The following is a 22,836-nucleotide window of genomic DNA, read 5'->3' as shown; positions in this document are numbered from 1 at the left end:
ACCTCAGGCCCCGCAAAACAGTACACGGCAAACAGCCGGTGCAATTCCTCGGGGTTCCACCAGGACGGCCGCTGCGACGACCCCGAAAGGCCCCCCGCGCTCGCCCGTCTCCCTGGCGGCTCGGGAAACATTACAGGGCACCCGACCCGGGCGCCAAATCGGCCCCCTGCGAACCACGTCACAGGGGGCCGACCAGCGAAAACCCTAAAGAACCTCGACGCCGGCGAACGACTTCTTGCCGCGGCGCAGCACCAGGAACCGGTCGTGCAGCAGGGACGACGCCGCGGGAACGGCCTCCCCGTCGGTGATGCGCTCGTTGTTCAGGTACGCCCCGCCCTCGGCGATCGTGCGCCGGGCCTCGTTGGCGCTGGCGACCAGACCCGATTCCTTGAGGAGCGTCGCGAGGCTGGGGAGCTCACCTCGTACGGGCAGGAGACCGGTCTCGGAAAGCGCGGACCGCAACGTGCTCGCCGAGAGTGAGTCCAGCGAACCCCGCCCGAAGAGAGCCTGCGAGGCCGCGACCGCCTGCGACGCCTCCTCGGGACCGTGCACCAGCGCCGTGATCTCCTCGGCCAGCGCCCGCTGGGCGAGCCGGGCCTGCGGGCGGTCGGCCGTCGCCTTCTCCAGTTCCTCGAGCTCTTCCCGGGTCTTGAAGCTGAAGTAGCGCAGGTACTGGTTGACGTCCCGGTCGTCCGCGTTGATCCAGAACTGGTAGAACGCGTACGGCGAGGTCATCGCCGGGTCGAGCCAGACCGCGCCGCCCTCGCTCTTGCCGAACTTGGTGCCGTCGGCCTTGAGGACCAGCGGCGTGGTGAAGGCGTGCACCGGGCCGGCGCCCCGGCGGCGTACGAAATCGACCCCCGCGGTGATGTTGCCCCACTGGTCGGAGCCGCCGAACTGGAGCGCGCAGCCGTGCCGCACGTGCAGCTGGTAGAAGTCGTTGGCCTGGAGCAGCTGGTAGCTGAACTCGGTGAAGCTGATGCCGGTCTCGAGGCGGTTGCGCACGACGTCGCGGGCCAGCATCTTGTTGACCGGGAAATGCTTGCCGACGTCGCGCAGGAACTCGATCACCGAGGTCGGGCCGGTCCAGTCGAGGTTGTTGACCAGCTCGGCCGCGTTGACGCCCTCGTAGGTCACGAACGGCTGCAACTGCGACCGGATGCGGGAGACCCAGCCCTCGATCACCTCGGGCGGGTTGAGCGAGCGCTCGCTGGACTCCCGGGGGTCGCCGATCTGGCCGGTGGCGCCGCCGACGAGCAGCAGCGGCTTGTGGCCGGCGAGCTGGAGCCGCCGGGCGGTCATCACCTGCATGAGGTGGCCGACGTGCAGGGACGCGGCGGTGGGGTCGAACCCCACATAGAACGTGATGCCAGGGCCGTTGAGCGCCTCGGTCAGCGCGTCGAGGTCGGTCGAGTCCTGGAGCAGTCCACGCCACTGCAAGTCGTCTACGAGAGTCACGACGGCAATTCTCCCGCACTGACGGCTGCGAATCACACCGGGTTTAGCCATGCTGTGGAGATGAGCCGCCTGGGTAGCCCCGTACCGCCGACCGACATCTCGAAGAAGAAGGCGATCGCCCGCCTCGAGGAGGCGCAGGACCGCCTGTTGCGGCTGCGCCTGCTCCTCGGCGGCCAGATCGGTGAGAAGCGCATCGGACCGCCGCTCACCTGCGTCTTCGAGGGCTGGGACGCGTCCGGCAAGGGTGGGGCGATCAAGCGCCTGGTGGCGCCGATCGACCCCCGTCACGTACGCGTGTCGCAGTTCGCGGCGCCGACCTACGACGAGAAGCGGCACCACTTCCTGTGGCGCTTCTGGCCGAAACTTCCGGGTTGGGGAGGCATGTCGGTCTTCGACCGCTCGTGGTACGGCCGGGTGCTGGTCGAGCGGGTCGAGGGCTTCGCGACCGAGGAGCAGTACCAGCGGGCGTACAACGAGATCGTCGAGTTCGAGCGCACGCTGGTCGCCGAGGGCATGATCATCGTGAAGTTCTGGATGCACGTCTCGCCCGAGGAGCAGCTGCGCCGTTTCGAGGACCGCGCGCAGGACCCGTTGCGCACCTGGAAGCTGACCGACGAGGACTGGCGCAACCGGGAGAAGCGGCCGCAGTACGAGAAGGCGGTCGAGGAGCTGCTGGAGCGCTGCGACCCGACCTGGGCCCCTTGGCGGGTGATTCCGGGTGACGACAAGCATTACGCGCGGTTCGCGGTGGTCGAGACGGTCTGCGATGCCATCGAGAAGGAACTGACCAAGCGGGGGTACGAGATATAGCTAGGCGATGCCGTGGGCGGCGAGCCGGTAGTCGGGCGGTGTCTCGCCGGCGCCGGTGACGAGGGCGGCTATGTACTGGGCGACCAGCGGGACGAACTTGAAGCCCTCGCCCGAGAAGCCCGCGGCGACGGTTACCGGGCCCACCCGGTCGATGACGAAGCGGGAACCCGGGGTGTTGTCGTAGAGGCAGCTGATCGGCGTCGAGCGGGCCGGGTCGAGGCCGGGGAACCACTGTTCGACGTAGCGTCGCAGGGCGGCGTCGGCGGCCTCGTCGGGTGGGCGGCGGGTGTCGGGGTCGATCTCGGGGCCGGTGCCGTGGTGGCCGACCTTCACGCCCGCGCCGGACTCGTACAGGCCGTAGACCGGGGTGCCGCGCCAATGGACGAAGGACGGCCAGGTGGCGGCGGGGTCGCGCGGGGCGAAGAAGCGCGGCTGCTCCTGGGTCACCCGGAACGGCGGGAGCGGGGTCACGGTGGTCAGCAGGCCGGGGGTCCACGGGCCGGCGGTCACCACCGCCTGGCGGGCGTGCAGGGTCTCGGTGGCGGTGTCGACGGCGACGCCGGTCGGGCGGACACGCAACGATTCCACCCGTACGCCATCGCGCAGTTCTGCTCCGGAGGCCCGGGCCAGCTCCTGGGTCGTCGCGATCGCGCGGTCGGCCCGGATGCGGCCGGAACCCGGCTGGTAGAGCACGGGGGTCTCGAAGCGCATGCCGGGCCAGCGGGCGGCGGCCTCGCGCGGGTGCAGGACCGTCCCGGTGAAGGCGGCCACGACCTCGTCGGACACGCCGTGGTCGACGCCGCCGGTGACCTCCAGCAGGGTGCGGCCCGAGCGGTCCTCGAGCTCCCGCCACAGCTCACCCGACCGGGCGACGCGCTCGGCGTAGCCGGCGTCGTCGACGGCGGCGCGGAACAGGCGGGTGGCGCCGTGCGAGCCGCCGAGGGCGTGGCCGAAGGGGTGCTGCTCCAGGAGCACCACGTCGCGGCCGACGTCGGCCAGGCGGAGGGCGGCGGCGGAGCCCATCGCCCCGCCGCCGATCACCACCACGTCATGCATGGGCCTGGTAGGCCGGCAGGTTCAGGGCGGCCCGGATCTTCGCCTGGACCTCCTCGGCCGGGGGTCGCGCGTCGATGTCGTGCACGAACTCCTTGCGCCGGAACAGCTCCAGCACCGGGCGGGTCTTCTCGTTGTAGTCGCGCAGGCGGGCGTCGAGCGCCTCGGGGGTGTCGTCGGCGCGGGTGATCAGCTGGTGGCCGCAGATGTCGCAGCGGCCGTCCTCCTTGGGCCGGTCGGCGATCAGGTTGTAGTCCATGCCGCAGTTCGGGCACAGGCGGCGGCTGAGCACCCGGCGGCGCACCTCCTCCTCGGGGAGCTCGAGGTGGATGACGCCGTCGATGTCGTAGCTCTCCATGAAGAACTCGGCCTGCCGCCCGTTGCGCGGGAAGCCGTCGATCACGAAGCCGTAGTTCCAGTCGTGCTGGTCGAGCCGCTCGCGGACGACGCTCTCGACCATGTCGTCGCCGACCAGCTCGCCCGAGTTCATCGTGCGGCGTACCTGGGCGCCGAGCTTGGTGTGGTTCTGCACGTGCCAGCGGAAGATGTCGCCGACCGCGATGTGGACCAGGTCGAGGTCGTCGCAGAGCAGCTCGCTCTGGGTGCCCTTGCCACTCCCCTGCACGCCCATGATCACGTACTTGCGCATCGGTCTTGGCCTCTCTCAGTCGGTCGCGCCGAGTCGCAGCAGACCGGGCGCCGGCCGCCCGGTCAAGGTAGTCGGGTCAATGCTCCAGGCATCGGCCACCTTGAGCACGTCTTTCTCACCCACGAGTACGGTCGAGTCCTCATCGAGCTCGGCCGGCAGCCCGGCATCGCGCTCGGCCGGGCCGGGCTCGCCGTGCCACGAGGTCACCTCGCCGGTCTGCCCGACGTAGCCGAACGCCCGGATCAGCTCCCCGCCCGCCGCCCGCTGCCACCGGTGCAGCTCGGTGACCCGGTGGGTGGCGAAGAACTGCACCTCGCCGCCGAGCGTCGCGGACAGGCCGATGACGTCGACGTTCACCCGCAGCAGCCGGCGGCCGGTGGCCAGGATCCACTCGGTGTCGCGCGCGCCGGGGAGCGGCGGGGTGACCGCCACCCGGTCGTCGGTCAGGTGGGCCAGGTCGATGCCCTCGCGCCACGGCACCGGGCCGAGGTCGCGCAGGCCGAGGGCGGCGATGACCGCCTCCTGGTCCTGGCCCGCCACCGCGAGCCAGGCCTGCTTGCCGCCGAAACCGACCATGACGCCGTTGCCCATGGGACAACGCTATCCGGAGAGCGCGTGGCCCTGTCCACTAACGTCCGTCACTACGCCCATCCGTAGTCGTTCCGGAGCTTCGCGGCGACCCGGTCGAAACGGTCACGGTCGAGGATGGCGCCCTCGCGGCGGATGCCGTCGGCGTCGATCTCGAGCACCCGGTCGAGGCGGATCCAGCTCGGGCGGGCCTCGCGGTCCCAGGAGCCGGGACCGAGCGCGAGCCAGTTGCGCTGGCCGTCCCGCTCACTCTGACTGGAGAGCATGAGCCCGAGCACGTCGCGGCCCTGCCGCCCGACGACCAGCACCGGCCGGTCCTTGCCCTGGTTCGGGTCGTCCTCGTACGGGACCCAGGTCCAGACGATCTCGCCGGGGTCGGCGTCGCCGTCGATCTTGGGTGCGTATTCGAGGTGCCGCCCGCTGCGCGGTTTGGGGAGGTGCCGCGGGGGACGCGGCGAGGCCGGCTTGCGGAACCGGCCGAACAGGGACTGCAGAATCTTGGCCACCGCAGCACTCTAGAGGCTTAATTGACGAAGTCCTGGGTCAGCCAGGTGATGCCCTTGCTGTCCCGGACGACGCTCAGCCCGATCCGCTTGAAGCCGGTGTTCAGCAGGTTCTTGCGGTGGCCGTCGTTGGGCGGGGTCTCGGCCAGCATGCTGTCGGTGAGCCCGTTCGCGGCCTTGATGATCTGCGCCTCGCTCGAGCCGCTGGAGCCGAAGCCGATGTTCTCGCCGGCCGAGCTCCACCGCACGCCCTGGGCGCTGAAGCGGTCGCCGAGGCCCTTCTCGCCCGGGCACTGGTGCTCGAGCCCGCAACCATTGATCATCAGCTGGTTGTGCAGGGCCGACGCCTTCGACAGGTTCGCGTCGAGGGTCAGCGCGCCGAGACCCTCCTGGGCCCGGGCCGTGTTGATGTGGGCCAGCACCGCGTCGAGCACGTCGTCACCGGTCGACGGGACCCGCGCGGCGGTCTTCGTGCTGGTCGGCTTGACCGTCTTGCGCGGGGCGGGCGACGAGGTGGTCTTCTTGGGGGACGGCGACTTGGAGGCCGAGGGGGACGGCGACGCGGTCTCCAGATCGAGCAGCGGCGACGGGGAGTCTTCCGGCTGCGACGGCGGGGCCAGCGGTTTGTCGGCCGCGGCGGTGCTGACCGGCGTCTCGGCGGAGGCGTGCCGGCTCAGACCGATGACCGTGAATCCGCTCCCGATCACCACGGCGGTGGCCCCGGCCACCAACGTGTAACGGAAACGGGCGGCGGCGGTCATCGACACGGGACGGCACCTCAAGCGGGATCGACGGGCAGGAGCCCGTTCACTATCGGTGCGGCGGCGGGCGCACGCTCGCCGCCTAAAGAGCGCTTAAGAGAGGGATCACGGAGATCTAAAGATAGAGGTCGAACTCTCCTCCGCGCACGCCGTCGAGGAAGGCGCGCCACTCGGCGTGGCTGAAGACCAACGCGGCGCCCTCCCGGTCCTTGGTGTCTCGTACGGCCACGATGCCCGGAAGGTTCACCGCGACCTCGACACAGTCGCCGCCGTTGCCGCCGCTGCGGGTGCTCTTGTGCCAGTCGGCACCGGTGAGGTCACTCATCACTCTCCTCGATGATCGCCCGGATCAGGTCGCCCGACTCGTCCTGGCTCAGCGCGGTGGCGTCGAGTTCGGCCCAGGTCGATTCGTAGGCATCCACGTCGGTGATTTTATCGAGGTAGAGCGCCCCCGTGAGGTTCTCGCAGTAGACGGTCGTCGGTTCCGGCGAGGCGGTGCCGATGGCCGGGAAGTCGAGGATCGTGAACGGCCCGGAGGCGGCGGCGCGATGCGGCCCGGCCGCGAACGGCGCGACCCGCACGCTGACGTTCGGCCGGGTCGAGACGTTCACCAGGTGGGCGAGCTGCTTGCGCATGCCGAGCCGGTCGGGGATGGCCCGGCGCAGCACGCCCTCGTCGAGCACCACGTCCAGCCGTGGGGCCTCGGGGCGGGCGCGGGTGAGCAGGGACTGCCGTTCCAGGCGTACGGCCACGGCGCCCCGCGACGCCGGCCCGCCCCACCGCTCGAAGACGCACTCCGCGTACTCCCGGCTCTGCAGCAGGCCGGGGATCAGGCTGGGCGCGAACGATCGCAGCCGGCTGGCCGCCTGCTCCATCCCGACATAAAGCTCGAACCACGCCGGGACGACATCGCCGTACGCGTGCCACCAGCCTTTCGCCTTGGACTCCTGGGCCAGGCTGATCAAAACCTCGGTCATCCGCGGCGTGGCTCGGTACACCGTGCACATGGCAATGACATCGTGTTTACGCACCGGGACCTCGCCGTTCTCGATCCGGTACATCCGGGCGCGGGAGAACTCGAGCTCCTCGGCCGCCGCCATCAGCGTGATGCCGGCCTGCTCGCGCAACTGGCGCATGAGACGGCCGACCTGGCGGCGCGGAACGGTCGAGCCCGTGTCGGTCATGTGCAGCTCCCGAGAATTTCCATCCGAGAATCCCAGCCGGAGACACACAGCGTACTTACTTGATCGCTTATCGTGAATGCCAAAACTCGCATGATCCACTTAGGATGGCCGCATGACCGACAGGTTCGACTCCGGCGTCGCGCACCCGGCCCGCCGCTACAACTACTGGCTGGGCGGCAAGGACAACTTCGCGGCCGACCGGGAATCGGGCGACCTCCTGGCGAAGTCCTACCCGGCGGCGAGAATCGCGGCCCGGGCGAACAGGGCGTTTCTCGGGCGAGCCGTACGTTATCTGGCCGCCGACGCCGGAATTCGGCAGTTCCTCGACATCGGCACCGGCCTGCCGACGGCGGACAACACGCACGAGGTAGCCCAGCGGGTCGCCCCCGAGGCGCGGATCGTCTACGTCGACAACGACCCGATGGTGATGGCGCACGCCCGGGCGCTGCTGACCAGCACGCCGTCGGGCCGGGCCCGCTATCTCGAGGAAGATCTGCGGAATCCGTCCAAGATCCTCGCGATCGCCGCGGAGACGCTCGACCTCGCCCGGCCGGTCGGCCTGATCCTGGTCGCGGTGGTGCACTTCCGGCCGGCCCAGGAGGAAGCCCGGGAGATCGTCCGCACCCTGCTGGACGCCCTGCCGAGCGGCTCGCACCTGGTGATGACCTGCGCCACGACCGACTTCCTCACGCCGGAGCTGAAGGCCAACTGGGACGAGTCGCTGCGTACCGGCCGCTCGGATGTCCATCCCCGCACGCGTGCGCAGTTCGACGAGTTCTTCGCCGGGCTCGACCTGGTCCCGCCGGGCGTGGCCGCGGTGAGTGAGTGGCGGCCGGACCCCGAGTCTCCGGAGCATCCGACGCCGGTGGAGGCCTCGATGTTCGGCGCGGTGGGCCGGAAGGCCTAGTACTTCAGTTCTCCGCCCGCGCGATCGCCGCGCGCAGGCGGCGAACCGCCGGGTTTCCCGCGGGGGTGAGATATCCGAGCTGCACCGCGAGCTCGGCGAGGGTTGCGGCGCCTTTCCGGTACGCGGTGAGCGCCGCGTCGGTGAGGGGCGGGCGCGAGCGGGTGCCACTCGGGCGGCGGTCGATGCCGTAGCCGGCGAGCAGCTCGCGGATGCTCTCGGCGCTCACCCCGGCCCGGGTGGCGATCTGCGGGCAGGTCAGGCCGTCGCGCAGGTAGAGCTCGGTCAGGGCGGCCCGGGTCAGGCTCTTGCGGATGCGGGACGCGGGACCGGGGCGGCCCGGGGACAGCCGGTAGCGGGCGAGCCGGTAGCGGACCTGGCGGGCCGTGGTGCCGGTCAGCTCGGCCACCTGCGCGACCGTGAAGCCCTCCCGGACGTACCAGTCCCGCAGCAGGTGCTCGGGCAGCGGGTCGTCCGGCGATCCGACCACGAAGTAGGTGCGCCGGGGTTGCAGGACCGAGGCCGAGACCAGGCGTTCCCGTACGGCGTCGGGCGCCAGCCCGAGCTCGGCGGCCAGATGAGCGGCGACCATGCCGGCCCGCCAGCGGCCGACGAGCCGGCGCTGGGTGAGGGCCGGCGCGTCGGGCGTGATGCCGTAGCGCCGGAGCCAGTGGTAGCCGGCGGCGCGGCTGAGCCCGAGCCGGGGGCCGACCGCCGCGGGCGGGACCCGCTCGTGGATCACCCACCGCTGGAGGAGGTCGGGGTCGGGTCTCGTCAGCGCCGCACCCCCTTATCCCTACAAATCATCCCAAGTCGGATCATTGCCCGGCAATTATTGCCCGTAAACGCGTGTGCTTTGCTGGGCCGCGTGGATTACCCGTGGCTGCATCTGCCCGCGACGGCCGTCGACGAGGCCGCCCGCACGCTGCTCGGCTGGCGGCTGACGGCGAACGGGGTGACGGCGCGGCTCACCGAGGTCGAGGCGTACAGCGGGCTCGGCGAGGACCCGGCCAGCCACGCGCACCGCGGCGTCACGACCCGCAACGCGGTGATGTTCGGGCCGGCCGGGCGGCTGTACGTCTACCAGATCTACGGCATGCACTTCTGCGCCAACATCGTCTGCGGCGAGCCCGGGAAGGCGGCGGCCGTGCTGCTGCGGGCGGGCGCGGTGGCCGGCGGGCTGGAACGGGCCCGGCAACGGCGGCCGGCCGCGCGCAAGGACGACGACCTGGCATCCGGGCCGGCCAAGTTGATGCAGGTCCTGGCCCTGGACCGGAGCGCGAACGACACGTCGGTGATCGACGGGACCGGTCCGCTGACGCTCACTCCCCCGGCCGGCCCGGTCGGCCCGATCATGGCGGGCCCGCGGGTCGGCGTCACCTCGGCGCTCGACGTGCCGTGGCGGTTCTGGCTGGCCGGCGACCCGACGGTGAGCGCCTACCGCCGGCACACGCCGCGCATCCGGAAAGTGTCGTAGGGGCCCGGTAGAACGGGGGCCATGCTTCCCCATGTGGTCGTCTCCGCCCAGGTCTCGGTCGACGGGCGGGTCGCGCTCCGGCGCGACCGCCTCCTGCTGCACGACGAGCGATGGGCGGCCCTGCGGCCGCCCAGCTTCGACGCGGTCGACGCCGCCCGCGCCGCCCGGCACGACCATCAGGCGATCCTGGAGGGCAGCGGCTCCCTGGTCGCCGGCACGGCCGGGTCGCTGACCGACCTGCCGCCGCCGGGCGACGGCGAAGACCTCTACGCCGACTTCGCCACCCCGGGCGGCCGGAAATGGTTCACGGTCGTCGACGGGCGCGGCCGGGTCCGCTGGACGATGACCAGCAGCGGCGAGTTCGACCTGCTCGTGCTGGTCTGTGCGGCCACTCCCCCGGCCTACCTGGCTTACTGCGCCGGGAGGGGATCGCCTATCTGGTGGCCGGCGACGAGCGGGTCGATCTCGGGGCGGCGCTGGGCCGCATGCGGGAGCGGCTCGGCGTGACGACCGTGGTGTCGCACGCGGGCGGCGGGCTCAACGGCGCGCTGCTGCGGGCCGGGCTGGTCGACGAGGTCGAGGTGACCGTGCTGCCCGCGCTGGTCGGCGGGCTCGGCACCCCGGCCGTCTTCGACGGGCCGCCGCTGGGTGACGACGAGTCACCGCTGCCGCTGCGGCTGCTGTCGGCGCAGGTCGAGAGCGATGGGACGGTGCTGCTGCGATACGCCGCGGACCGCGGGGAAACGCCTGCGTCCGGGGCCGGGGGCGGCTAGCGTCTCGAACTGATGATTCCGCATCGGTGGTTGGTCGTGTGCAGCGCGATGTGCTCCGCCGGCATGGTCTGGGCGGCCGTGCTGATCGCCGGGCTGCTCGCCGGGGTCCGGCTCGTGCCGTCGGTGGTCGCCGTCGGCGTGGCGGCGCTGCTGACCGTGCCCGGGGTGATCGCCGGGGTGATCGGGAACCGGTGGTACTACCGGACCACCCGGCCGCGCCTGCGCTGGAGCCTGACCTCGTGGGTGCCGCCGCACGTGCCGCACTGGGCCTCGATGCTGGCCGGCGTCATCTTCTTCGGCTTCTGGCTGGCCGTGGTCGTCGCCTTCGCCGGGCTGGACGGCAACGCCGAGATGCGCGACGGGCAGTACGTCTCCGACCACCACGGGCGGGTCACGGTCATCACCGAGGCCGATTACGACCGCCAGCTCGACCACGAGCAGCAGATCTCCCTCGGCGTGCTGGGCGCCCTGGCGGTCGGCGGCGTCTTCCTGACCGGCGCCGTGCTCACCCACCACGCCGCGCCCGAGCCGACCCACACCCAGTCGGCCGGCCTTCCCCTGGCCTGAGCCCTCGTCCTCGGGCCCCGCGGCTGCTACGAAGGAGGGATGGGCACCGACTATCCCGAATCGATCGCCGCGACCGACCAGATCGTGCCGTCGCCGCGACGTGTGCGCGCCATGCTCGGCGGGCGCGTGGTCGTCGACACCACGCGCGCCGTCTACCTGTGGGAACACCCCGCCTTTCCGCAGTACTACATCCCGATCGACGACGTCGCCAAGGAGTTCCTGGTCGACGAGGAGCACGAGCAGCGGCTCAGCCGCGGGACGGCCCGCCGCCTCGGCCTGCGCGTCGACGACATCCACCGGGCCGCGGCCGGGCGCGTCTACACCGACGACGCCATCGACGGGCTGGCCGGGCTCGTCCGCTTCGAATGGGACGCGCTCGACGCCTGGTTCGAGGAGGACGAGGAGATCTTCGGGCACCCGCGGAACCCGTACCACCGCGTGGACGCGCTGCGCTCGAGCCGGCACGTGCGGGTCGAGCTCGACGGCGTGACCCTGGCCGAGTCGCGCTCGCCGGTCCTGCTCTTCGAGACCGGCCTGCCGACCCGCTACTACCTCGACCGCACCGCCCTCAACCCGGCCGCCCTCGAGCGCAGCGACACCGTGACGCTGTGCCCGTACAAGGGGCGCACCACCGACTACTGGTCGGTTCGCACCCCGACCGGTCTCCATCCCGACCTGGCCTGGTCCTACGCCTTCCCGCTGCCCGCGGTCGCGGCGATCGCCGGGCTGGTCGCGTTCTACAACGAGAAGCTCGACATCCACCTCGACGGCCAGCTGCTGGAGCGCCCGGAAACGCCTTTCTCCCGCCGATAGCGCGGCTGTGCCATAGTGGCGCGCGATGATCGAGACCATCGAGCTGACCAAGGCGTACGGGCGGGTCCGCGCGGTCGACGGACTGTCCTTCGCCGCCGCGCCGGGGCGGATCACCGGGTTCCTCGGGCTGAACGGGTCGGGGAAGACCACGACGCTGCGCATGCTGCTCGGGCTGACCCGGCCGACCGGCGGCGAGGCGCTGATCGACGGCCGGCCGTACGCCGATCTCGCGCATCCGCTGCGGCAGGTCGGCGCCGTGCTCGAGCAGGGCATCAGCCACCCCGGGCAGAGCGGCCGCGCGCACCTGATCACGCACGGCATGCTCGCCGGCGCGAACCGGGCCCGGGTCGACTCGCTGCTGGAGCTGGTCGGGCTGGCCGACGCCGCGCACCAGCGGACCGGGGACTACTCGCTCGGCATGCGCCAGCGGCTGGCCGTCGCCACCGCGCTGCTCGGCGAGCCGCCGGTGCTGATCCTCGACGAGCCGGCGAACGGGCTCGACCCCGAGGGCATCGCCTGGCTGCGGCAACTGCTGCGCGACCACGCCGACGCCGGCGGCACCGTGCTGATCTCCAGCCACCTGCTGGCCGAGCTGGCCCAGCTCATCGACGACGCCGTGATCATCGCGGACGGGCGGCTGCGGCACGCGGGACCGCTGGACGAGCTCTACGGCACGGCGACCCATCGGCTGTACGTGCGGGGCCGTGACCCGCGTCGGCTGCGGGACGCCTTCGAGTCGGCCGGCGCCAAGGTGGCCGGCGACGAGACGCTGGAGGTCGACGGCCTGTCGGCCGAGGACGCCGGCGAGATCGCGTTCGCCGCGGGCGTGCCGCTCTACGAGCTGACCACCGACGTCCCCAACCTCGAGCAGATCTTCCTCTCCCTGGCGGCCTCATGATCACGTTGATGCGCAGCGAGCTGTACCGGATGGCGTCGATCCGGTCGAGCTGGGTGACGATCGCGCTGTTCGGGGCGGTGGCGGCGGCGTTCGGCATCCTCGACCCCAACTTCTGGGCGCTGATGGCGGGCGTGGGGGCGTTCGGCATCAGCGTGCTGACCATCACCCAGCACTTTCAGCACCGTACGGCCGCATTGCTCTTCCTGGCCCGGCCCCGACGATTCCCGGTGTTGTTCGCCCAGATCGCCACGACGGTGCTGGTGTCCTTCGTCCTGACCGCGTTGTGCGGCATCACCGCGTTGTTGAAGGACGGCCGGCAGACGTACGTGCACACGCTGCTCGTGGTGCCGATCATGGCCGTCTTCGCCGCCTCGCTCGCCGCCGTGGTCCGCCGCGCGTCCTGGCTGCTGTTCGGCTTCACGGCCTGGTTCGTGGTCGTCGAGGGCATCGTCGGCCAGCTCAAGTGGCAGCTGCCGATGTCGTCCTATCTGGACGCCTCGGGCGGCGACCCGTTCGCCCTCGAGGTGTTCGCCGCGTGGGCGCTGGGCGCGCTGGCCGTCGCCGCGCTCACCCTCCGCCGGGACCTGGTGGGCGACTAGCGGCCCGCCACCACCAATGCGAGGCCGGAATGCCGGGCGGGGTCTCGATGTCCGGCCGCGGGCCCAGCTCGCGCAGCTTGTCGGTCAGGTCGTCGTCGATCCGCACCAGCGCCTCGGGGTCGACCACGCCGTCGGCGACCGTGCCGCGAAGATCGTCGGTCAGGTACTGCAACGTCGACCGCAACGTCAGCACGCTTTCGAGGTCGTCGTCGCGGGCATCGTCGACGGCGCCCGCGCTCCGGGCGACGAAGACCGCCATTCCGGTACGCAGCCGGGCGAGCCGGTCGGCGATGGCGGCCCGCTCGGGCAGGTCGGCGCCCCCGGCGTGCAGCGGGACGAGGCGGCGCAGGGCCTGGCGCAGGAACGGCTCCCGGCCCGCCAGCGCCTCGTCGAGGTCGCCCAGCATCAGCCGGGCCGTGTCCTCGGCGGCCGTCACTTCGTCGTCGCCTTCACCTTGACCGCCTTCGGTTCCCCGTAGCTCGCGACGACCGCGTTGCCGCCGGCGTCGACGTAGACGATCGCCTCCACGGTGATGCCGTCGGCCTCGCGGTGGTAGACGATCCGTCGCGAGGCGCCGCTGGGCTCGTCCAGGACCACCTTGCCGGATCGTACGGTCTCGCGCATGCTCGCCGCGTACGACTCGATGGGTGTCGTGAGATTCTGCTCGCCCGCCGGCAGCTCGCCCATGTGCTTGTGGGCGTGGTAGGCCTCGGCGGTGCCGGACTCGTAGGGCAGCGCGGGCAGGGCGCGGACGGCGTCGGGCACCTGGGCCGGAGTGAGACCGGGCGGCAGCAGGCCCGACCGCGGGGTCGCGGCGATCGTGGCCAGGTCCTTGGCGAGCTGGGCCGAGAGGTCGGTCATGCCGGCCTCGGAGTTCATGGCGGCGGCCGCGGCCTGGGCCGCCTTGGACGGCAGCTGCGCGGCAGGGGTGGTGGCGGCGAACTCGGCGGCGAACCGGTCCCGGGTCTCGCTGAACAGGGCGCGGGCGTACTCGACCCGGTTGGCGAACTCGCGCGGGCTCCCGCCGCAGCCGTCGCGGCCCCACTGCACCATGCGGGCGCGCAGCGGGGGTGGGATGGCCCGTGGCCATTGGGTGAGCGCCGTGTTCACCTTGCCGGCCGTCATGGTGTCGACGCCGTCGAAGAGGGTGTCGCCGGTTAGGTTGTTCTCGGTCAGCGCCTTGGCCAGCTTGCCGGCTACTACGGGATCGGCCTTCACGATCGCGGGGTCTGGGCCGGGCGTGGGGCCGGGCCCGAGCGTGGGGACGGGGCCCAGCTTTGGCATGCCGGCCGGTGTTTCGCCGCCACCGCCTGCGGCCACGCCGGATCCGGCCGGCGCACCCGATTCGCCCTGCGCGCCCGGCGTCTCGCCGGGCGGGAGCGCCTTCGCCGGCGGGCTCACCACCCCGTTGCGCACGACCGCCACCTGCTGGCCGGTCGAGACGTTGACGATCTCACCGGTGCCGGTGGCCGGGTCGTAGGTCGCCCGCAGGAACGTGCCGGACGGCCGGTGGAACGCCATCTGGGTGACCACGCCGGTGCGGGGGTCGACCCGCGGCGGCTGGTAGATGACGTCCGGCTCGAGGGGCGGGGCGCCGCCGCCGGTCGTGCCCGGCTTCGCGAACGCCGAGCCGATGAAACCGGTGACCGCGCCCACGATGCCGCCGGACACCGCGCCCCAGCCGACCCGCCTCAGGTACTCGTCGACGCCGATCTCGCCGCGGGCCAGGGCGCCGACGTTCTCGATGCCGGCCCCGGCCGCGCCCAGTGGCGCGCCGACCGTCAGGCCGGTGGCGGTGCCGACCGCGACGCGCGCGCCGAAGCCGGTCACGGCCTCCGGCGCCACCCCGTACAGGCGCTGGCTGATCGTTCCCGCCACGCCCGGGGCGGCAAGCGCGCCGGCCGCGCCGAGGCCGCCGGCCAGCGCGCCCCGCCGGAAGTTGTCGGCCAGCCGCTCGCCCGCCGGCCGCTGGTCGGTCGACGACGGCGCGACCGTGTTCAATGCCGCGTTGGCCGTGCCGCCGGCCACCGCCCCGGCGCCGATGGCCGCGGTGCCGGAGATGACGGTCGCGGCCGTGCCGGTCACCGACACGGTGGCGAGGCTCGTGCCGGCCGCGGCGAAGACGACCGGGGCCACGGCGGCGCCGGCCAGCCCGGCGGCGATCAGGAACGACGTGTCCCGGACGATCTCGAGGTGATGCACCGCGGTCTCGGCGCCGTGGATCGTGCCCTCGATGTATCCGTGCCAGGCCCGCTCGGCCTTGTCCAGGGCCTGCGCCGCGTCGGCGAGCTTGGCGGCCTGGGCCGCGACCTGGGTGACGGCATCGCCGACCACTCCGCCGCCGGCGTCGAACGCGGCCAGCCCGTCGATGATCGCCTTGGACTTGGCGAGCGCCTCGTCCCACACGCTCAGCGGCAGCTCGTCCTGATCGGCGAGCCAGTCCGAGACCCACCGCACGGCGCCGTTCGTGTCGTCCAGGTGTCCCTTGTGGACGTCGCGCCCGATCTCGGCGTAGTCGTGCAGCCGGGTCGCCTTGCGCGTCACCCAGGTGGCCTGTCCCTGGGCCATGGCCCGCAGCTGCCCCTCGGTCAACGTGAACTGCTGCCCCGCGGCCGCGAACTGGTAGACCACCACCGGCCCGCCGCTCTCCCCCGCCGGCATGCCCGACGAGCGCAGGATCGTGCCGTCCCGCAGTCCCGCGTCGATCACCCGCTGCGCCGCGCCCGTGAACGCGCCGGGCACGAGCGTGAGGTTCCGCCCCGGCGGCACGACATCGCGGACCCCGTTGGCCTGCTGAAGGTCGACAACCTTGTCCGGCGACCCGTAGACGTAGGTGGAGATGTCCGCCACCGTGTGCCCCGGCACCGTGACCGAGGCGTAGATCTTGCGGCCGACCGCGTCGAAGCCGAACAGCACCGGCACGCCCCCGCCGCCTGGCGCGGCCGACGGCGGCGGCGGCTCGAGCAGCCCGGCGACGGCCCGGTTGCCACCCGCGGCGAGAGCGGCGGCGGGCATCCGGGCGGCCGTCTCCCGGTTGCTGAGGACGGGCTCGGTAGCGGCCACCGGTTCGGTCCGTGGTGCCGCGGTCTCCCCGTCCGGCGCGGCCCGGACCCGGTCGCTCATGCGACCACAGTGGACCATTTCGGGCGGGGCGGGCAATGGGGCGTCCGCTTTGCGACACCCGGCGCGCCCCTCTGACCCGCCTCTGGGCGCTTGGGCTTTGGGATCGATGCGCCGGAGGGTTCGGGCGCTCATGCGGCGGCGCGGTGGTGCGGGATGTCCTCATCGTCTCGGGCGGCCGGCGCCCGGTTGTCCATCCGGCCGTTTCCGCGGTGCATTTCGGGGGCACTTGGCGACGGCGATCGCGGCGAGACAACGCGGCCGGAAATGCGGAAACGTGCGGGCCGAAAAGGCGGGAATGCGCGGCCGAAAGACGAAAATGCGCGGGCGAAAGACGAAAATGCGCGGCCGCAAAGGCGGGAATGCGCGGGCAGGCGGCGGATCGGAGTTCGGCGAACTCGTGGGCGGCCGCCGGTGCGGCCGATACCGTCGCCGTCCACGTGCGCCGCGCGGTGACCGGCGGCGGTCCGCCGTCAGTCGTGGACGCCACGGCGTATTCGGCCTGCGCCGGGAGTGCCGCCGGCGCCGACGCCCCCCGCGCCGCCTCGACCTGCGCCGCGACCGCCGACACCGCCTCGACCTGCGCGTTGACCGCCGACACCGCAGGCACCGCCTCGACCGCCGACACCGCCTCGACCTGTGCGGCGACCGCCGACACCGCAGGCACCGCCTCGACCGCCGCGACCTGCGCGGCGACCGCCAACACCACAGGCACCGCCTCGACCGCCGACACCGCCTCGACCTGCGCGGCGACCGCCGACACCACAGGCACCGCCTCGACCTGCGCGGCGACCGCCGACACCACAGGCACCGCCTCGACCTGCGCGGCGACCGCCGACACGGCAGGCACCGCCTTCACCTGCACCCCGACCGCCGACACCACGGTCGGCGCGGGCAGCGCCGCCGAACGGGTCGCCGGCGGCCGGGGCACCGTCTGCCCGGCAGCGATCAGAACGCCGCTTCGCCGCGACCCACGTTCGCTGCGGGCCGCCCGGGAAATGTCACCCTCACCGGCCACCTCGTGCACACGGCGCAGTCGAGCAGCATGCCGGCGCGCCAAACCCCACTGCCGATGCCGCTCATGCTCGCTCCGGAACCCGTCAGCCTCCGGCGACCAGCCGCGAGATCTGGTGCGATCACGCATCGCGGCCAATTCAGCTTGGGTAAACAACCGCATCTGCCGCATACATAATTTTCCCGCCTTCCACGTCCGCGCGGTAAGCATTCGATCATGCCATTCCGGAGATCTCCGAAGCCTTTCCCGATTACCGGATCGGAACAGTTTTCCGGCGCGCCACGAGACGTACTCTCAGCCCACCGACCAAGCACCGGCCCACCCTTGGCGCCGTCCGTGGGCGATACGCGGTCGCGCGGTCGGGGCTGCCCAGAAACCCACACACCAGCGTCAGGAGAGCACTGCTTCCGGGGACGATCGACACCCCGGCTCGGTCCGGCAGGCGCACAGCGCACGGCAGGTGAGCAGAGCGACAACCATCTCTAGGTGCGGCTGGCGCCCGCCTCCGGGCCGGCCAAGCGTTGCGCCAACCAAACCGGCAACACCGACAAAACGATCAGGATGGCGGCCACCACGTTGACCACCGGCGCCTGGTTCGGGCGGAACAGGTTGTTGAAAATCCAGATCGGCAACGTCGTGATCCCGGGCCCGGCTGTGAACGTCGTGACGATGATTTCGTCGAACGACAGGGCGAACGCCAGCAGACCGCCGGCCAGCAGCGCCGAGCGGATCAGGGGGAACGTCACGTAGCGGAACGTCTGGCCGGGGGAAGCACCGAGGTCGGCCGACGCGTCCTCGAGGTTGGTGCCGGTGCGGCGCAGGCGGGCCAGGACGTTGTTGTAGACCGTCACCACGCAGAACGTGGCGTGGCCGACGATCACCGAGAACAGGCCCTTGCCGATGCCGATCGGCTCCATCACCGAGCGCCAGGCCGAGTCGAGGGCGATGCCGGTGACGATGCCGGGCAGGGCGATCGGCAGCACGATCAGCAGCGACACGGTGTCGCGGCCGAAGAACTTGAAGCGCTGGACGGCGAAGGCCACCATCGTGCCCAGGACCAGGGCGATCGCGGTGGCGCCCAGGCCGGCCTTGACCGAGGTGAGCAGGGCCTCCCGCGCGCCCGTGTTGGTCCACGCCGCCGACCACCAACGGGTCGTGAAGTCGTGCGGCGGCCAGCCGAACGTACGGTCGCCGTTGAAGGAGTTGACCAGCACCAGCATCAGCGGCACGTAGATGAACAGCAGGCCGAGCGCCATGAAGGTGCGCAGCGCCCAGCGCGACCAGACGGACAGCGTCACAGCTCCTCCAGGGCGCCCGAGCGGCGGACGGCGACCAGGTAGATCACCATGATCACGACGGGCACGGTGGCGATCGCGGCGGCGAACGGCAGGTTGTTGGCGGCGCCGATGTTCGCGTAGACCAGGTTGCCGAGCATCTGGGTCTTGCCGCCGACGATCTGCACGGTGATGTAGTCGCCGAGCGACAGCGAGAACGTGAAGATCGAGCCCGCGAAGATCGACGGCACCAGGATCGGCAGCACGATCGCCCGGAACGTGCGCCCGGCCCGCGCGCCGAGGTCGGCCGAGGCCTCCAGCATCGAGTCGGGCAGCCGTTCGAGGCCGGCGTAGATCGGCAGGATCATGTACGGCAGCCACAGATACGAGAGCACGAGGATCACCGCGAACAGGCCGTAGCCGGGCCCGTTCCCGGGACCGCCGAGCAGCCAGTCGATCGGGCCGCCGTTGGCCAGCAGGATCCGCCACGCGTACGCCTTGACGAGATAGCTCGCCCACAGCGGGGTGAGGATCGCGATGACCAGCCAGTGCCGCGACCGGGGCGAGGCCACCTTGGCCATGAAGAACGCCATCGGCACGGCCAGCACCACGCAGATCACGGTGACCGACGCGGCCACGCCGAGACTACGCAGCGTGACCGCCCGGTAGACGTGCTCGGTGGCCAGCGTCCGGAAGTTGTCGAGGGTGAACACCTTGACCACGTCGCCGGTGAAGCTGTTGACCGACCAGAAGGCCGAGATCAGCAGTACGGCGAGCGCCCCCAGATAGGCGACCACCAGCCACACCAGCGGGGCCGAGAGCAGCCCCGCCAGCCGCAGCCGAGGGTGACGGTGCAGGAAGGACCCGAGGCTCATCCCTTGATCGTCGTCCAGGCCTGGGTCCAGGCCGAGTAGTCCTTGCAGGTCACGTCCTTGCGTCCGTCGAGGCACTGGGCGATCGGCGTGGTCCAGTACCAGACCTTCGCGAAGTAGTCCTCGTCGTCGGCGTGGAACGTGGTGCAGAAGTTCTTGTCGGCGGTCTGGGCGCAGGCCAGCTTGTTGGCGGGCGCCTCGCCGAACCACTCCGCGACCGCGGCGTTGGCCTTGGGCGAGATGATGTGGTTCATCCACAGGTAGCCGCAGTTCGGGTGCTTGGCCTTGGACGAGATCATCCAGGTGTCGGACCAGCCGGTGGAGCCCTCGGTGGGCAGAATCGCCTCGACCGGAGCCTTGTCGGCCTGGGCCAGGTTGGTGATGATCTGCCAGGTCGTGCCGAGGACCGAGTTGCCGGCCTTGAACGCCTGGACCTCCTTGGTGTAGTCCGACCAGTACTCGCCGATCATCTTGTTCTGCGCGGTGAGCAGGTCGGTCGCCGCCTTGAACTGGGTGTCGTCCAGCGCGTACGGGTTCTTGATGCCCAGTTCCGGCTTGGTCTTCATGAGATAGAGCGCCGCGTCGGCGATGTAGATCGGCGAGTCGTACGCGGTGATCTTCCCCTGGTAGGGCGAGCTGGCGTCGAAGACCGCGCCCCACGAGGTCGGCGCCGGCTTGACCACGTCGGTCCGGTACATCAGCAGGTTGGCGCCGCGCCCGTGCGGAATGCCGTAGGCGACCCCGTCGACCGAGTTCCACTGCTTGTTCTTGAGGCCGTCGAAGACGTCCTTGTAGTTCGCGATCAGGTCGGTGTTGACCGGCGCCACGTCGCCGCCGTAGATGAGCCGCAGCGAGGCGTCGCCGGAGGCGGAGACCACGTCGTACTCGCCGGTCTTCATCAGCGTGACCATCTCGTCCGAGGTGGCCGCGACCTTGTTGTTGACCTTGCAGCCGGTCTCCTTCTCGAAGTCGGACACCCAGTCGACCTTGGGGTCGGTGGAGCCGTCCTCGACGTACCCGGCCCAGGAGATGATGTTGACGGCGCCTTCGCCCTCGCCCAGCTGGGCGAGCTTGTCGATCTTCGGTACGGAGATGCCGCCCGGCCCGGAGCCGCTGCTCCCGCCGTCGTCGCCGCTGCCGCAGCCGGCGAGCACGAGCATGCCGGCCGCGAGAGCCGCCGTGAGGATTTTATGCCGCATCGATGTTCTCCTTAGCCGAGGGGATCTCCATGACGTGCTGTGCCTGCCAGGTCAGATGAACCGGCTTCCCCCGCAACTCCGCCAGCGCCGCGGTTCCCGTGCGCTGGTTCTGCTCGACGACCGTCACCCGGACGCCGGCGTCGAGATCGACGACGTAGCGCGTGACCGGTCCGGCGTAGATGACCTCCGCGACCTTGCCCGGGGTCCCGGACGAGGCCAGCGAGATCTTCTCCGGCCGGATGGAAAATGTCCCCTTCTTCCCGACGAGCGCGAGCGCCACCTCGCCGGTCAAAAGGTTGGAGGTACCGACGAATCCGGCGACGAACGGCGTCGCGGGCCGCTCGTACACCTCTTCCGGCGTGCCGACCTGCGCGACCCGGCCGGCGTCGAAGACGGCCACCCGGTCCGACATGGTCAGGGCCTCGTCCTGGTCGTGCGTCACGAAGACGAACGTGATGCCGACGTCGCGCTGGATCTCCTTGAGCTCGACCTGCATCTGCTCGCGCAGCTTGAGGTCGAGGGCGCCGAGCGGCTCGTCCAGCAGCAGCACCTTGGGCCGGTTCACCAGGGCGCGGGCCAGGGCCACCCGCTGGCGCTGACCACCGGACATCGCGCTGGGCCGGCGAGCTTCGAATCCCTCCAGCCGTACGGATGCCAGGGCGTCCAGGGCCCGCGCGCGCCGTTCCTTGCGGGCCACCTTGCGCACCTTGAGCCCGTACTCGACGTTCTCCAGCACGCTCATGTGCGGGAACAGCGCATAGTCCTGGAAGACCGTGTTCACGTCGCGCTCGAACGGGGCGAGCCGGGTGACGTCCCGCCCGCCGAGGGCGACCGTGCCGCCGGTCGGCAGCTCGAAGCCGGCGATCATCCGCAGCACGGTCGTCTTGCCCGAGCCGGACGGGCCGAGCATCGAGAAGAACTCGCCGTCGGCGATCTCGAGGTCGATCCCGGCGACCGCCTCGACGGCCCCGAAGGACTTCCGCAGCCCGGACAGCCGGATAGCCGGAGTACTCATGCGCTCACCATCACGAATCGCAGTTCGGTCATCTCGTTCACGGTGCGGGCCGGCCGGTCGGCGCGGAACGCCGGCACCTGGTTGATCCGCACGCCGTCGAAGGCCAGCTCGCGCGCGGCCCGCAGCGCGACGGCGAGGTCGGCGGTGAAGACGCCGGCCTGGAGCCCGTGGTCGCCGTCGTTGGCCAGCGCGATCGCCTCGTCCAGGTCGCGGTAGGGGGTCACCGTGACCACCGGCCCGGCCGGCAGATCCCGGTGGCCGGGCGGCCCGGTGACGACGGCCGGCGTCAGCACGGCGCCGCGGAGAAGCGCGCCGCCGGTGACGTGCGCGCCGGCCGCCTCGGCGTCGCGCAGCCACTGCTCGGCGCGGGCCGCGGCGGCCGCCGAGATCAGCGGACCGACGTCGGTCTCGTCCCGCAGCGGATCTCCGATGTGGAGGGCGCCGGCGGCGGCCCGCAGCCCGTCCGCCACCTTGTCGCAGACGTCGTGATGAGCCAGCACGCGCCGCGCCGCGACGCAGCTCTGACCGGCGTGGGCGAAGCCGCTGCGGCCGACCGCGGCGATCACCCGGCCGAGGTCGGCCGACGGCTCCACGATCACCGGCGCGTTGGCGCCCAGCTCCAGGAGCATCCGCTTGTGCGGGGCGAGCTCCTGGAGGTGGCGGCCGACCGCGACGCTGCCGGTGAAGGCGATCAGCGCGGCGCCCGGGTGCGCGGCGAGAGCCGCCCCCGCGCCGGCGCCGGTCCCGGTCACCACCGAGATCCAGTCCGCCGGCAGGCCGGCCTCGACCAGCAGGTCGACCAGGCGGATCGCCGAGACCGGGGTGCGCTCGGCCGGCTTGAGCACCACCGGGCAGCCGGCCGCGACGGCCGGGCCGAGCTTGTGGGCGATCAGGTCGAGCGGGAAGGTGTACGGCGCGATCGCGGCGACGACGCCGACCGGGTGCCGCAGCGCGAAGGCGAGCCCGTCCATCGGGATCACCTCGCCGCCGAGCTTGCGCGCCTCCACCGCCGAGAACCGCAGGGTGGCGACGCAGCGCACGGCCTCGGCCCGGGCGTCGCGGATCGGCTTGCCGGCCTCGCGGGCGATCGTGACCGCGAACTCCTCGGTCCGCTCGGCCAGCAGCTCGGCCGCCCGCTCGAGGACCTCGGCGCGCCTGGCCCGCGGGAAGTCCCCGCGGGCCAGCGCCAGCCCCGCAGGCCCCCCCCCCTCCCCCCCCCCGTCCCACCGTCCCTCCCCAACCTCCCCAGGCGGACACAACACGCCCCCGATGGCCGGTGCCACAGATGTCACGACTCGCTCCCC

At 71.7% G+C, this 22,836-nt stretch carries 25 protein-coding genes; 9 read left to right on the top strand and 16 right to left on the bottom strand.

The annotated features are described in order from the left end of the window. Nucleotides 1-204: 204 nt before the first annotated feature. A complete protein-coding gene (tyrS, locus tag ACZ6TB_RS48355; protein WP_465568537.1) occupies nt 205-1,458 on the bottom strand; it encodes a tyrosine--tRNA ligase in 1,254 nt (417 codons plus the stop codon). Nucleotides 1,459-1,518: 60 nt separating this feature from the next. Between tyrS and ACZ6TB_RS48350 the strand changes: the two genes are divergently transcribed. After that, nucleotides 1,519-2,268, top strand: coding sequence for a polyphosphate kinase 2 family protein (locus ACZ6TB_RS48350; protein WP_465568534.1), 750 nt, complete (start codon nt 1,519-1,521; stop codon nt 2,266-2,268). Here the strand turns inward: ACZ6TB_RS48350 and ACZ6TB_RS48345 are convergent, their stop codons facing one another. From ACZ6TB_RS48345 to ACZ6TB_RS48315, 7 genes are all read right to left on the bottom strand, one after another. Then, nucleotides 2,269-3,324 carry an FAD-dependent oxidoreductase gene (locus tag ACZ6TB_RS48345; RefSeq protein ID WP_465568532.1) on the bottom strand — a complete coding sequence of 352 codons (1,056 nt, stop codon included), beginning with the start codon at nt 3,322-3,324 and terminating at the stop codon, nt 2,269-2,271. It lies immediately after the preceding gene. Next, entirely contained in the window at nt 3,317-3,970 is a 654-nt protein-coding gene (locus tag ACZ6TB_RS48340) for an adenylate kinase family protein (RefSeq protein ID WP_465568529.1), read from the bottom strand. The genes ACZ6TB_RS48345 and ACZ6TB_RS48340 overlap by 8 nt, the downstream gene beginning before the upstream one ends. A gap of 15 nt (nt 3,971-3,985) precedes the next feature. Continuing rightward, nucleotides 3,986-4,561: a hypothetical protein gene (locus tag ACZ6TB_RS48335; protein ID WP_465568526.1), complete on the bottom strand. Its 576-nt coding sequence runs from the start codon at nt 4,559-4,561 to the stop codon at nt 3,986-3,988. Nucleotides 4,562-4,611: 50 nt separating this feature from the next. Continuing rightward, complete coding sequence (locus ACZ6TB_RS48330) at nt 4,612-5,064, bottom strand: type II toxin-antitoxin system PemK/MazF family toxin (protein WP_465568524.1); 453 nt, start codon at nt 5,062-5,064, stop codon at nt 4,612-4,614. Nucleotides 5,065-5,081: 17 nt separating this feature from the next. Further along, complete coding sequence (locus ACZ6TB_RS48325) at nt 5,082-5,822, bottom strand: CAP domain-containing protein (RefSeq protein WP_465568539.1); 741 nt, start codon at nt 5,820-5,822, stop codon at nt 5,082-5,084. Nucleotides 5,823-5,937: 115 nt separating this feature from the next. Further along, nucleotides 5,938-6,147: a DUF397 domain-containing protein gene (locus tag ACZ6TB_RS48320; RefSeq protein WP_465568521.1), complete on the bottom strand. Its 210-nt coding sequence runs from the start codon at nt 6,145-6,147 to the stop codon at nt 5,938-5,940. Beyond that, nucleotides 6,140-7,006 carry a helix-turn-helix domain-containing protein gene (locus tag ACZ6TB_RS48315; RefSeq protein ID WP_465568518.1) on the bottom strand — a complete coding sequence of 289 codons (867 nt, stop codon included), beginning with the start codon at nt 7,004-7,006 and terminating at the stop codon, nt 6,140-6,142. The genes ACZ6TB_RS48320 and ACZ6TB_RS48315 overlap by 8 nt, the downstream gene beginning before the upstream one ends. 112 nt (nt 7,007-7,118) lie before the next feature. Here ACZ6TB_RS48315 and ACZ6TB_RS48310 point away from each other — a divergent pair, with 112 nt between their 5' ends. Beyond that, nucleotides 7,119-7,913 (top strand): SAM-dependent methyltransferase, encoded by a 795-nt coding sequence (locus tag ACZ6TB_RS48310; protein WP_465568516.1) that lies wholly within the window; start codon nt 7,119-7,121, stop codon nt 7,911-7,913. A gap of 4 nt (nt 7,914-7,917) precedes the next feature. Here ACZ6TB_RS48310 and ACZ6TB_RS48305 read toward each other — a convergent pair whose 3' ends face one another. After that, the gene (locus ACZ6TB_RS48305; RefSeq protein ID WP_465568514.1) at nt 7,918-8,652 is read right to left on the bottom strand and encodes a hypothetical protein; all 735 of its coding nucleotides are present in this window, start codon (nt 8,650-8,652) and stop codon (nt 7,918-7,920) included. Nucleotides 8,653-8,778: 126 nt separating this feature from the next. Between ACZ6TB_RS48305 and ACZ6TB_RS48300 the strand changes: the two genes are divergently transcribed. From ACZ6TB_RS48300 to ACZ6TB_RS48270, 7 genes are read left to right on the top strand one after another with little or no spacing between them, the layout of a single operon-like run. Continuing rightward, nucleotides 8,779-9,387 (top strand): DNA-3-methyladenine glycosylase, encoded by a 609-nt coding sequence (locus ACZ6TB_RS48300; RefSeq protein WP_465568511.1) that lies wholly within the window; start codon nt 8,779-8,781, stop codon nt 9,385-9,387. A gap of 21 nt (nt 9,388-9,408) precedes the next feature. After that, complete coding sequence (locus ACZ6TB_RS48295; protein ID WP_465568508.1) at nt 9,409-9,894, top strand: hypothetical protein; 486 nt, start codon at nt 9,409-9,411, stop codon at nt 9,892-9,894. Continuing rightward, complete coding sequence (locus tag ACZ6TB_RS48290; protein ID WP_465568505.1) at nt 9,873-10,160, top strand: dihydrofolate reductase family protein; 288 nt, start codon at nt 9,873-9,875, stop codon at nt 10,158-10,160. Before ACZ6TB_RS48295 ends, ACZ6TB_RS48290 begins: the two co-directional genes overlap by 22 nt. A gap of 12 nt (nt 10,161-10,172) precedes the next feature. Continuing rightward, nucleotides 10,173-10,727 carry a hypothetical protein gene (locus tag ACZ6TB_RS48285; protein ID WP_465568502.1) on the top strand — a complete coding sequence of 185 codons (555 nt, stop codon included), beginning with the start codon at nt 10,173-10,175 and terminating at the stop codon, nt 10,725-10,727. A 39-nt stretch (nt 10,728-10,766) separates the two neighbouring features. Next, the gene (locus tag ACZ6TB_RS48280; protein ID WP_465568499.1) at nt 10,767-11,540 is read left to right on the top strand and encodes a DUF427 domain-containing protein; all 774 of its coding nucleotides are present in this window, start codon (nt 10,767-10,769) and stop codon (nt 11,538-11,540) included. A 25-nt stretch (nt 11,541-11,565) separates the two neighbouring features. Further along, complete coding sequence (locus ACZ6TB_RS48275; protein ID WP_465568496.1) at nt 11,566-12,438, top strand: ATP-binding cassette domain-containing protein; 873 nt, start codon at nt 11,566-11,568, stop codon at nt 12,436-12,438. An 8-nt stretch (nt 12,439-12,446) separates the two neighbouring features. Continuing rightward, entirely contained in the window at nt 12,447-13,037 is a 591-nt protein-coding gene (locus ACZ6TB_RS48270) for a hypothetical protein (RefSeq protein ID WP_465568493.1), read from the top strand. Here ACZ6TB_RS48270 and ACZ6TB_RS48265 read toward each other — a convergent pair. The 7 genes from ACZ6TB_RS48265 to ACZ6TB_RS48235 all read right to left on the bottom strand — a co-directional run bounded on the left by ACZ6TB_RS48265 (nt 13,006) and on the right by ACZ6TB_RS48235 (nt 22,824). Beyond that, a complete protein-coding gene (locus tag ACZ6TB_RS48265; protein ID WP_465568490.1) occupies nt 13,006-13,473 on the bottom strand; it encodes a hypothetical protein in 468 nt (155 codons plus the stop codon). The genes ACZ6TB_RS48270 and ACZ6TB_RS48265 overlap by 32 nt on opposite strands. After that, nucleotides 13,470-16,160 (bottom strand): hypothetical protein, encoded by a 2,691-nt coding sequence (locus tag ACZ6TB_RS48260; protein ID WP_465568487.1) that lies wholly within the window; start codon nt 16,158-16,160, stop codon nt 13,470-13,472. The genes ACZ6TB_RS48265 and ACZ6TB_RS48260 overlap by 4 nt, the downstream gene beginning before the upstream one ends. A 1,494-nt stretch (nt 16,161-17,654) precedes the next feature. Beyond that, on the bottom strand, nt 17,655-18,470 hold the full coding sequence (locus ACZ6TB_RS48255) for an ABC transporter permease (protein WP_465568484.1): 816 nt from the start codon (nt 18,468-18,470) through the stop codon (nt 17,655-17,657). Continuing rightward, a complete protein-coding gene (locus tag ACZ6TB_RS48250; RefSeq protein WP_465568481.1) occupies nt 18,467-19,321 on the bottom strand; it encodes an ABC transporter permease in 855 nt (284 codons plus the stop codon). The genes ACZ6TB_RS48255 and ACZ6TB_RS48250 overlap by 4 nt, the downstream gene beginning before the upstream one ends. Next, nucleotides 19,318-20,517, bottom strand: a complete 1,200-nt coding sequence (locus tag ACZ6TB_RS48245; protein ID WP_465568479.1) for an ABC transporter substrate-binding protein — start codon at nt 20,515-20,517, stop codon at nt 19,318-19,320. The genes ACZ6TB_RS48250 and ACZ6TB_RS48245 overlap by 4 nt, the downstream gene beginning before the upstream one ends. Continuing rightward, a complete protein-coding gene (locus ACZ6TB_RS48240) occupies nt 20,507-21,532 on the bottom strand; it encodes an ABC transporter ATP-binding protein (protein ID WP_465568477.1) in 1,026 nt (341 codons plus the stop codon). The genes ACZ6TB_RS48245 and ACZ6TB_RS48240 overlap by 11 nt, the downstream gene beginning before the upstream one ends. Beyond that, entirely contained in the window at nt 21,529-22,824 is a 1,296-nt protein-coding gene (locus tag ACZ6TB_RS48235; protein ID WP_465568475.1) for an aldehyde dehydrogenase family protein, read from the bottom strand. The genes ACZ6TB_RS48240 and ACZ6TB_RS48235 overlap by 4 nt, the downstream gene beginning before the upstream one ends. Nucleotides 22,825-22,836: the final 12 nt, after the last annotated feature.

This window comes from Actinoplanes sp. NPDC051537 (assembly GCF_055586105.1).
Note: the sequence above shows the minus strand (reverse complement) of the source record. Positions and strands in the feature narration are given on the sequence as shown.

Bases quoted from the DNA above. Each gene is read 5' to 3' on its own strand.
- ACZ6TB_RS48350 (WP_465568534.1), top strand. From the start codon at position 1,519: ATGAGCCGCCTGGGTAGCCCCGTACCGCCGACCGACATCTCGAAGAAG.
- ACZ6TB_RS48345 (WP_465568532.1), bottom strand. From the start codon at position 3,324: ATGCATGACGTGGTGGTGATCGGCGGCGGGGCGATGGGCTCCGCCGCC.
- ACZ6TB_RS48340 (WP_465568529.1), bottom strand. From the start codon at position 3,970: ATGCGCAAGTACGTGATCATGGGCGTGCAGGGGAGTGGCAAGGGCACC.
- ACZ6TB_RS48335 (WP_465568526.1), bottom strand. From the start codon at position 4,561: ATGGGCAACGGCGTCATGGTCGGTTTCGGCGGCAAGCAGGCCTGGCTC.
- ACZ6TB_RS48325 (WP_465568539.1), bottom strand. From the start codon at position 5,822: ATGACCGCCGCCGCCCGTTTCCGTTACACGTTGGTGGCCGGGGCCACC.
- ACZ6TB_RS48320 (WP_465568521.1), bottom strand. From the start codon at position 6,147: ATGAGTGACCTCACCGGTGCCGACTGGCACAAGAGCACCCGCAGCGGC.
- ACZ6TB_RS48315 (WP_465568518.1), bottom strand. From the start codon at position 7,006: ATGACCGACACGGGCTCGACCGTTCCGCGCCGCCAGGTCGGCCGTCTC.
- ACZ6TB_RS48310 (WP_465568516.1), top strand. From the start codon at position 7,119: ATGACCGACAGGTTCGACTCCGGCGTCGCGCACCCGGCCCGCCGCTAC.
- ACZ6TB_RS48295 (WP_465568508.1), top strand. From the start codon at position 9,409: ATGCTTCCCCATGTGGTCGTCTCCGCCCAGGTCTCGGTCGACGGGCGG.
- ACZ6TB_RS48290 (WP_465568505.1), top strand. From the start codon at position 9,873: ATGCGGGAGCGGCTCGGCGTGACGACCGTGGTGTCGCACGCGGGCGGC.
- ACZ6TB_RS48285 (WP_465568502.1), top strand. From the start codon at position 10,173: ATGATTCCGCATCGGTGGTTGGTCGTGTGCAGCGCGATGTGCTCCGCC.
- ACZ6TB_RS48280 (WP_465568499.1), top strand. From the start codon at position 10,767: ATGGGCACCGACTATCCCGAATCGATCGCCGCGACCGACCAGATCGTG.
- ACZ6TB_RS48275 (WP_465568496.1), top strand. From the start codon at position 11,566: ATGATCGAGACCATCGAGCTGACCAAGGCGTACGGGCGGGTCCGCGCG.
- ACZ6TB_RS48270 (WP_465568493.1), top strand. From the start codon at position 12,447: ATGCGCAGCGAGCTGTACCGGATGGCGTCGATCCGGTCGAGCTGGGTG.
- ACZ6TB_RS48260 (WP_465568487.1), bottom strand. From the start codon at position 16,160: ATGAGCGACCGGGTCCGGGCCGCGCCGGACGGGGAGACCGCGGCACCA.
- ACZ6TB_RS48250 (WP_465568481.1), bottom strand. From the start codon at position 19,321: ATGAGCCTCGGGTCCTTCCTGCACCGTCACCCTCGGCTGCGGCTGGCG.
- ACZ6TB_RS48245 (WP_465568479.1), bottom strand. From the start codon at position 20,517: ATGCGGCATAAAATCCTCACGGCGGCTCTCGCGGCCGGCATGCTCGTG.
- ACZ6TB_RS48240 (WP_465568477.1), bottom strand. From the start codon at position 21,532: ATGAGTACTCCGGCTATCCGGCTGTCCGGGCTGCGGAAGTCCTTCGGG.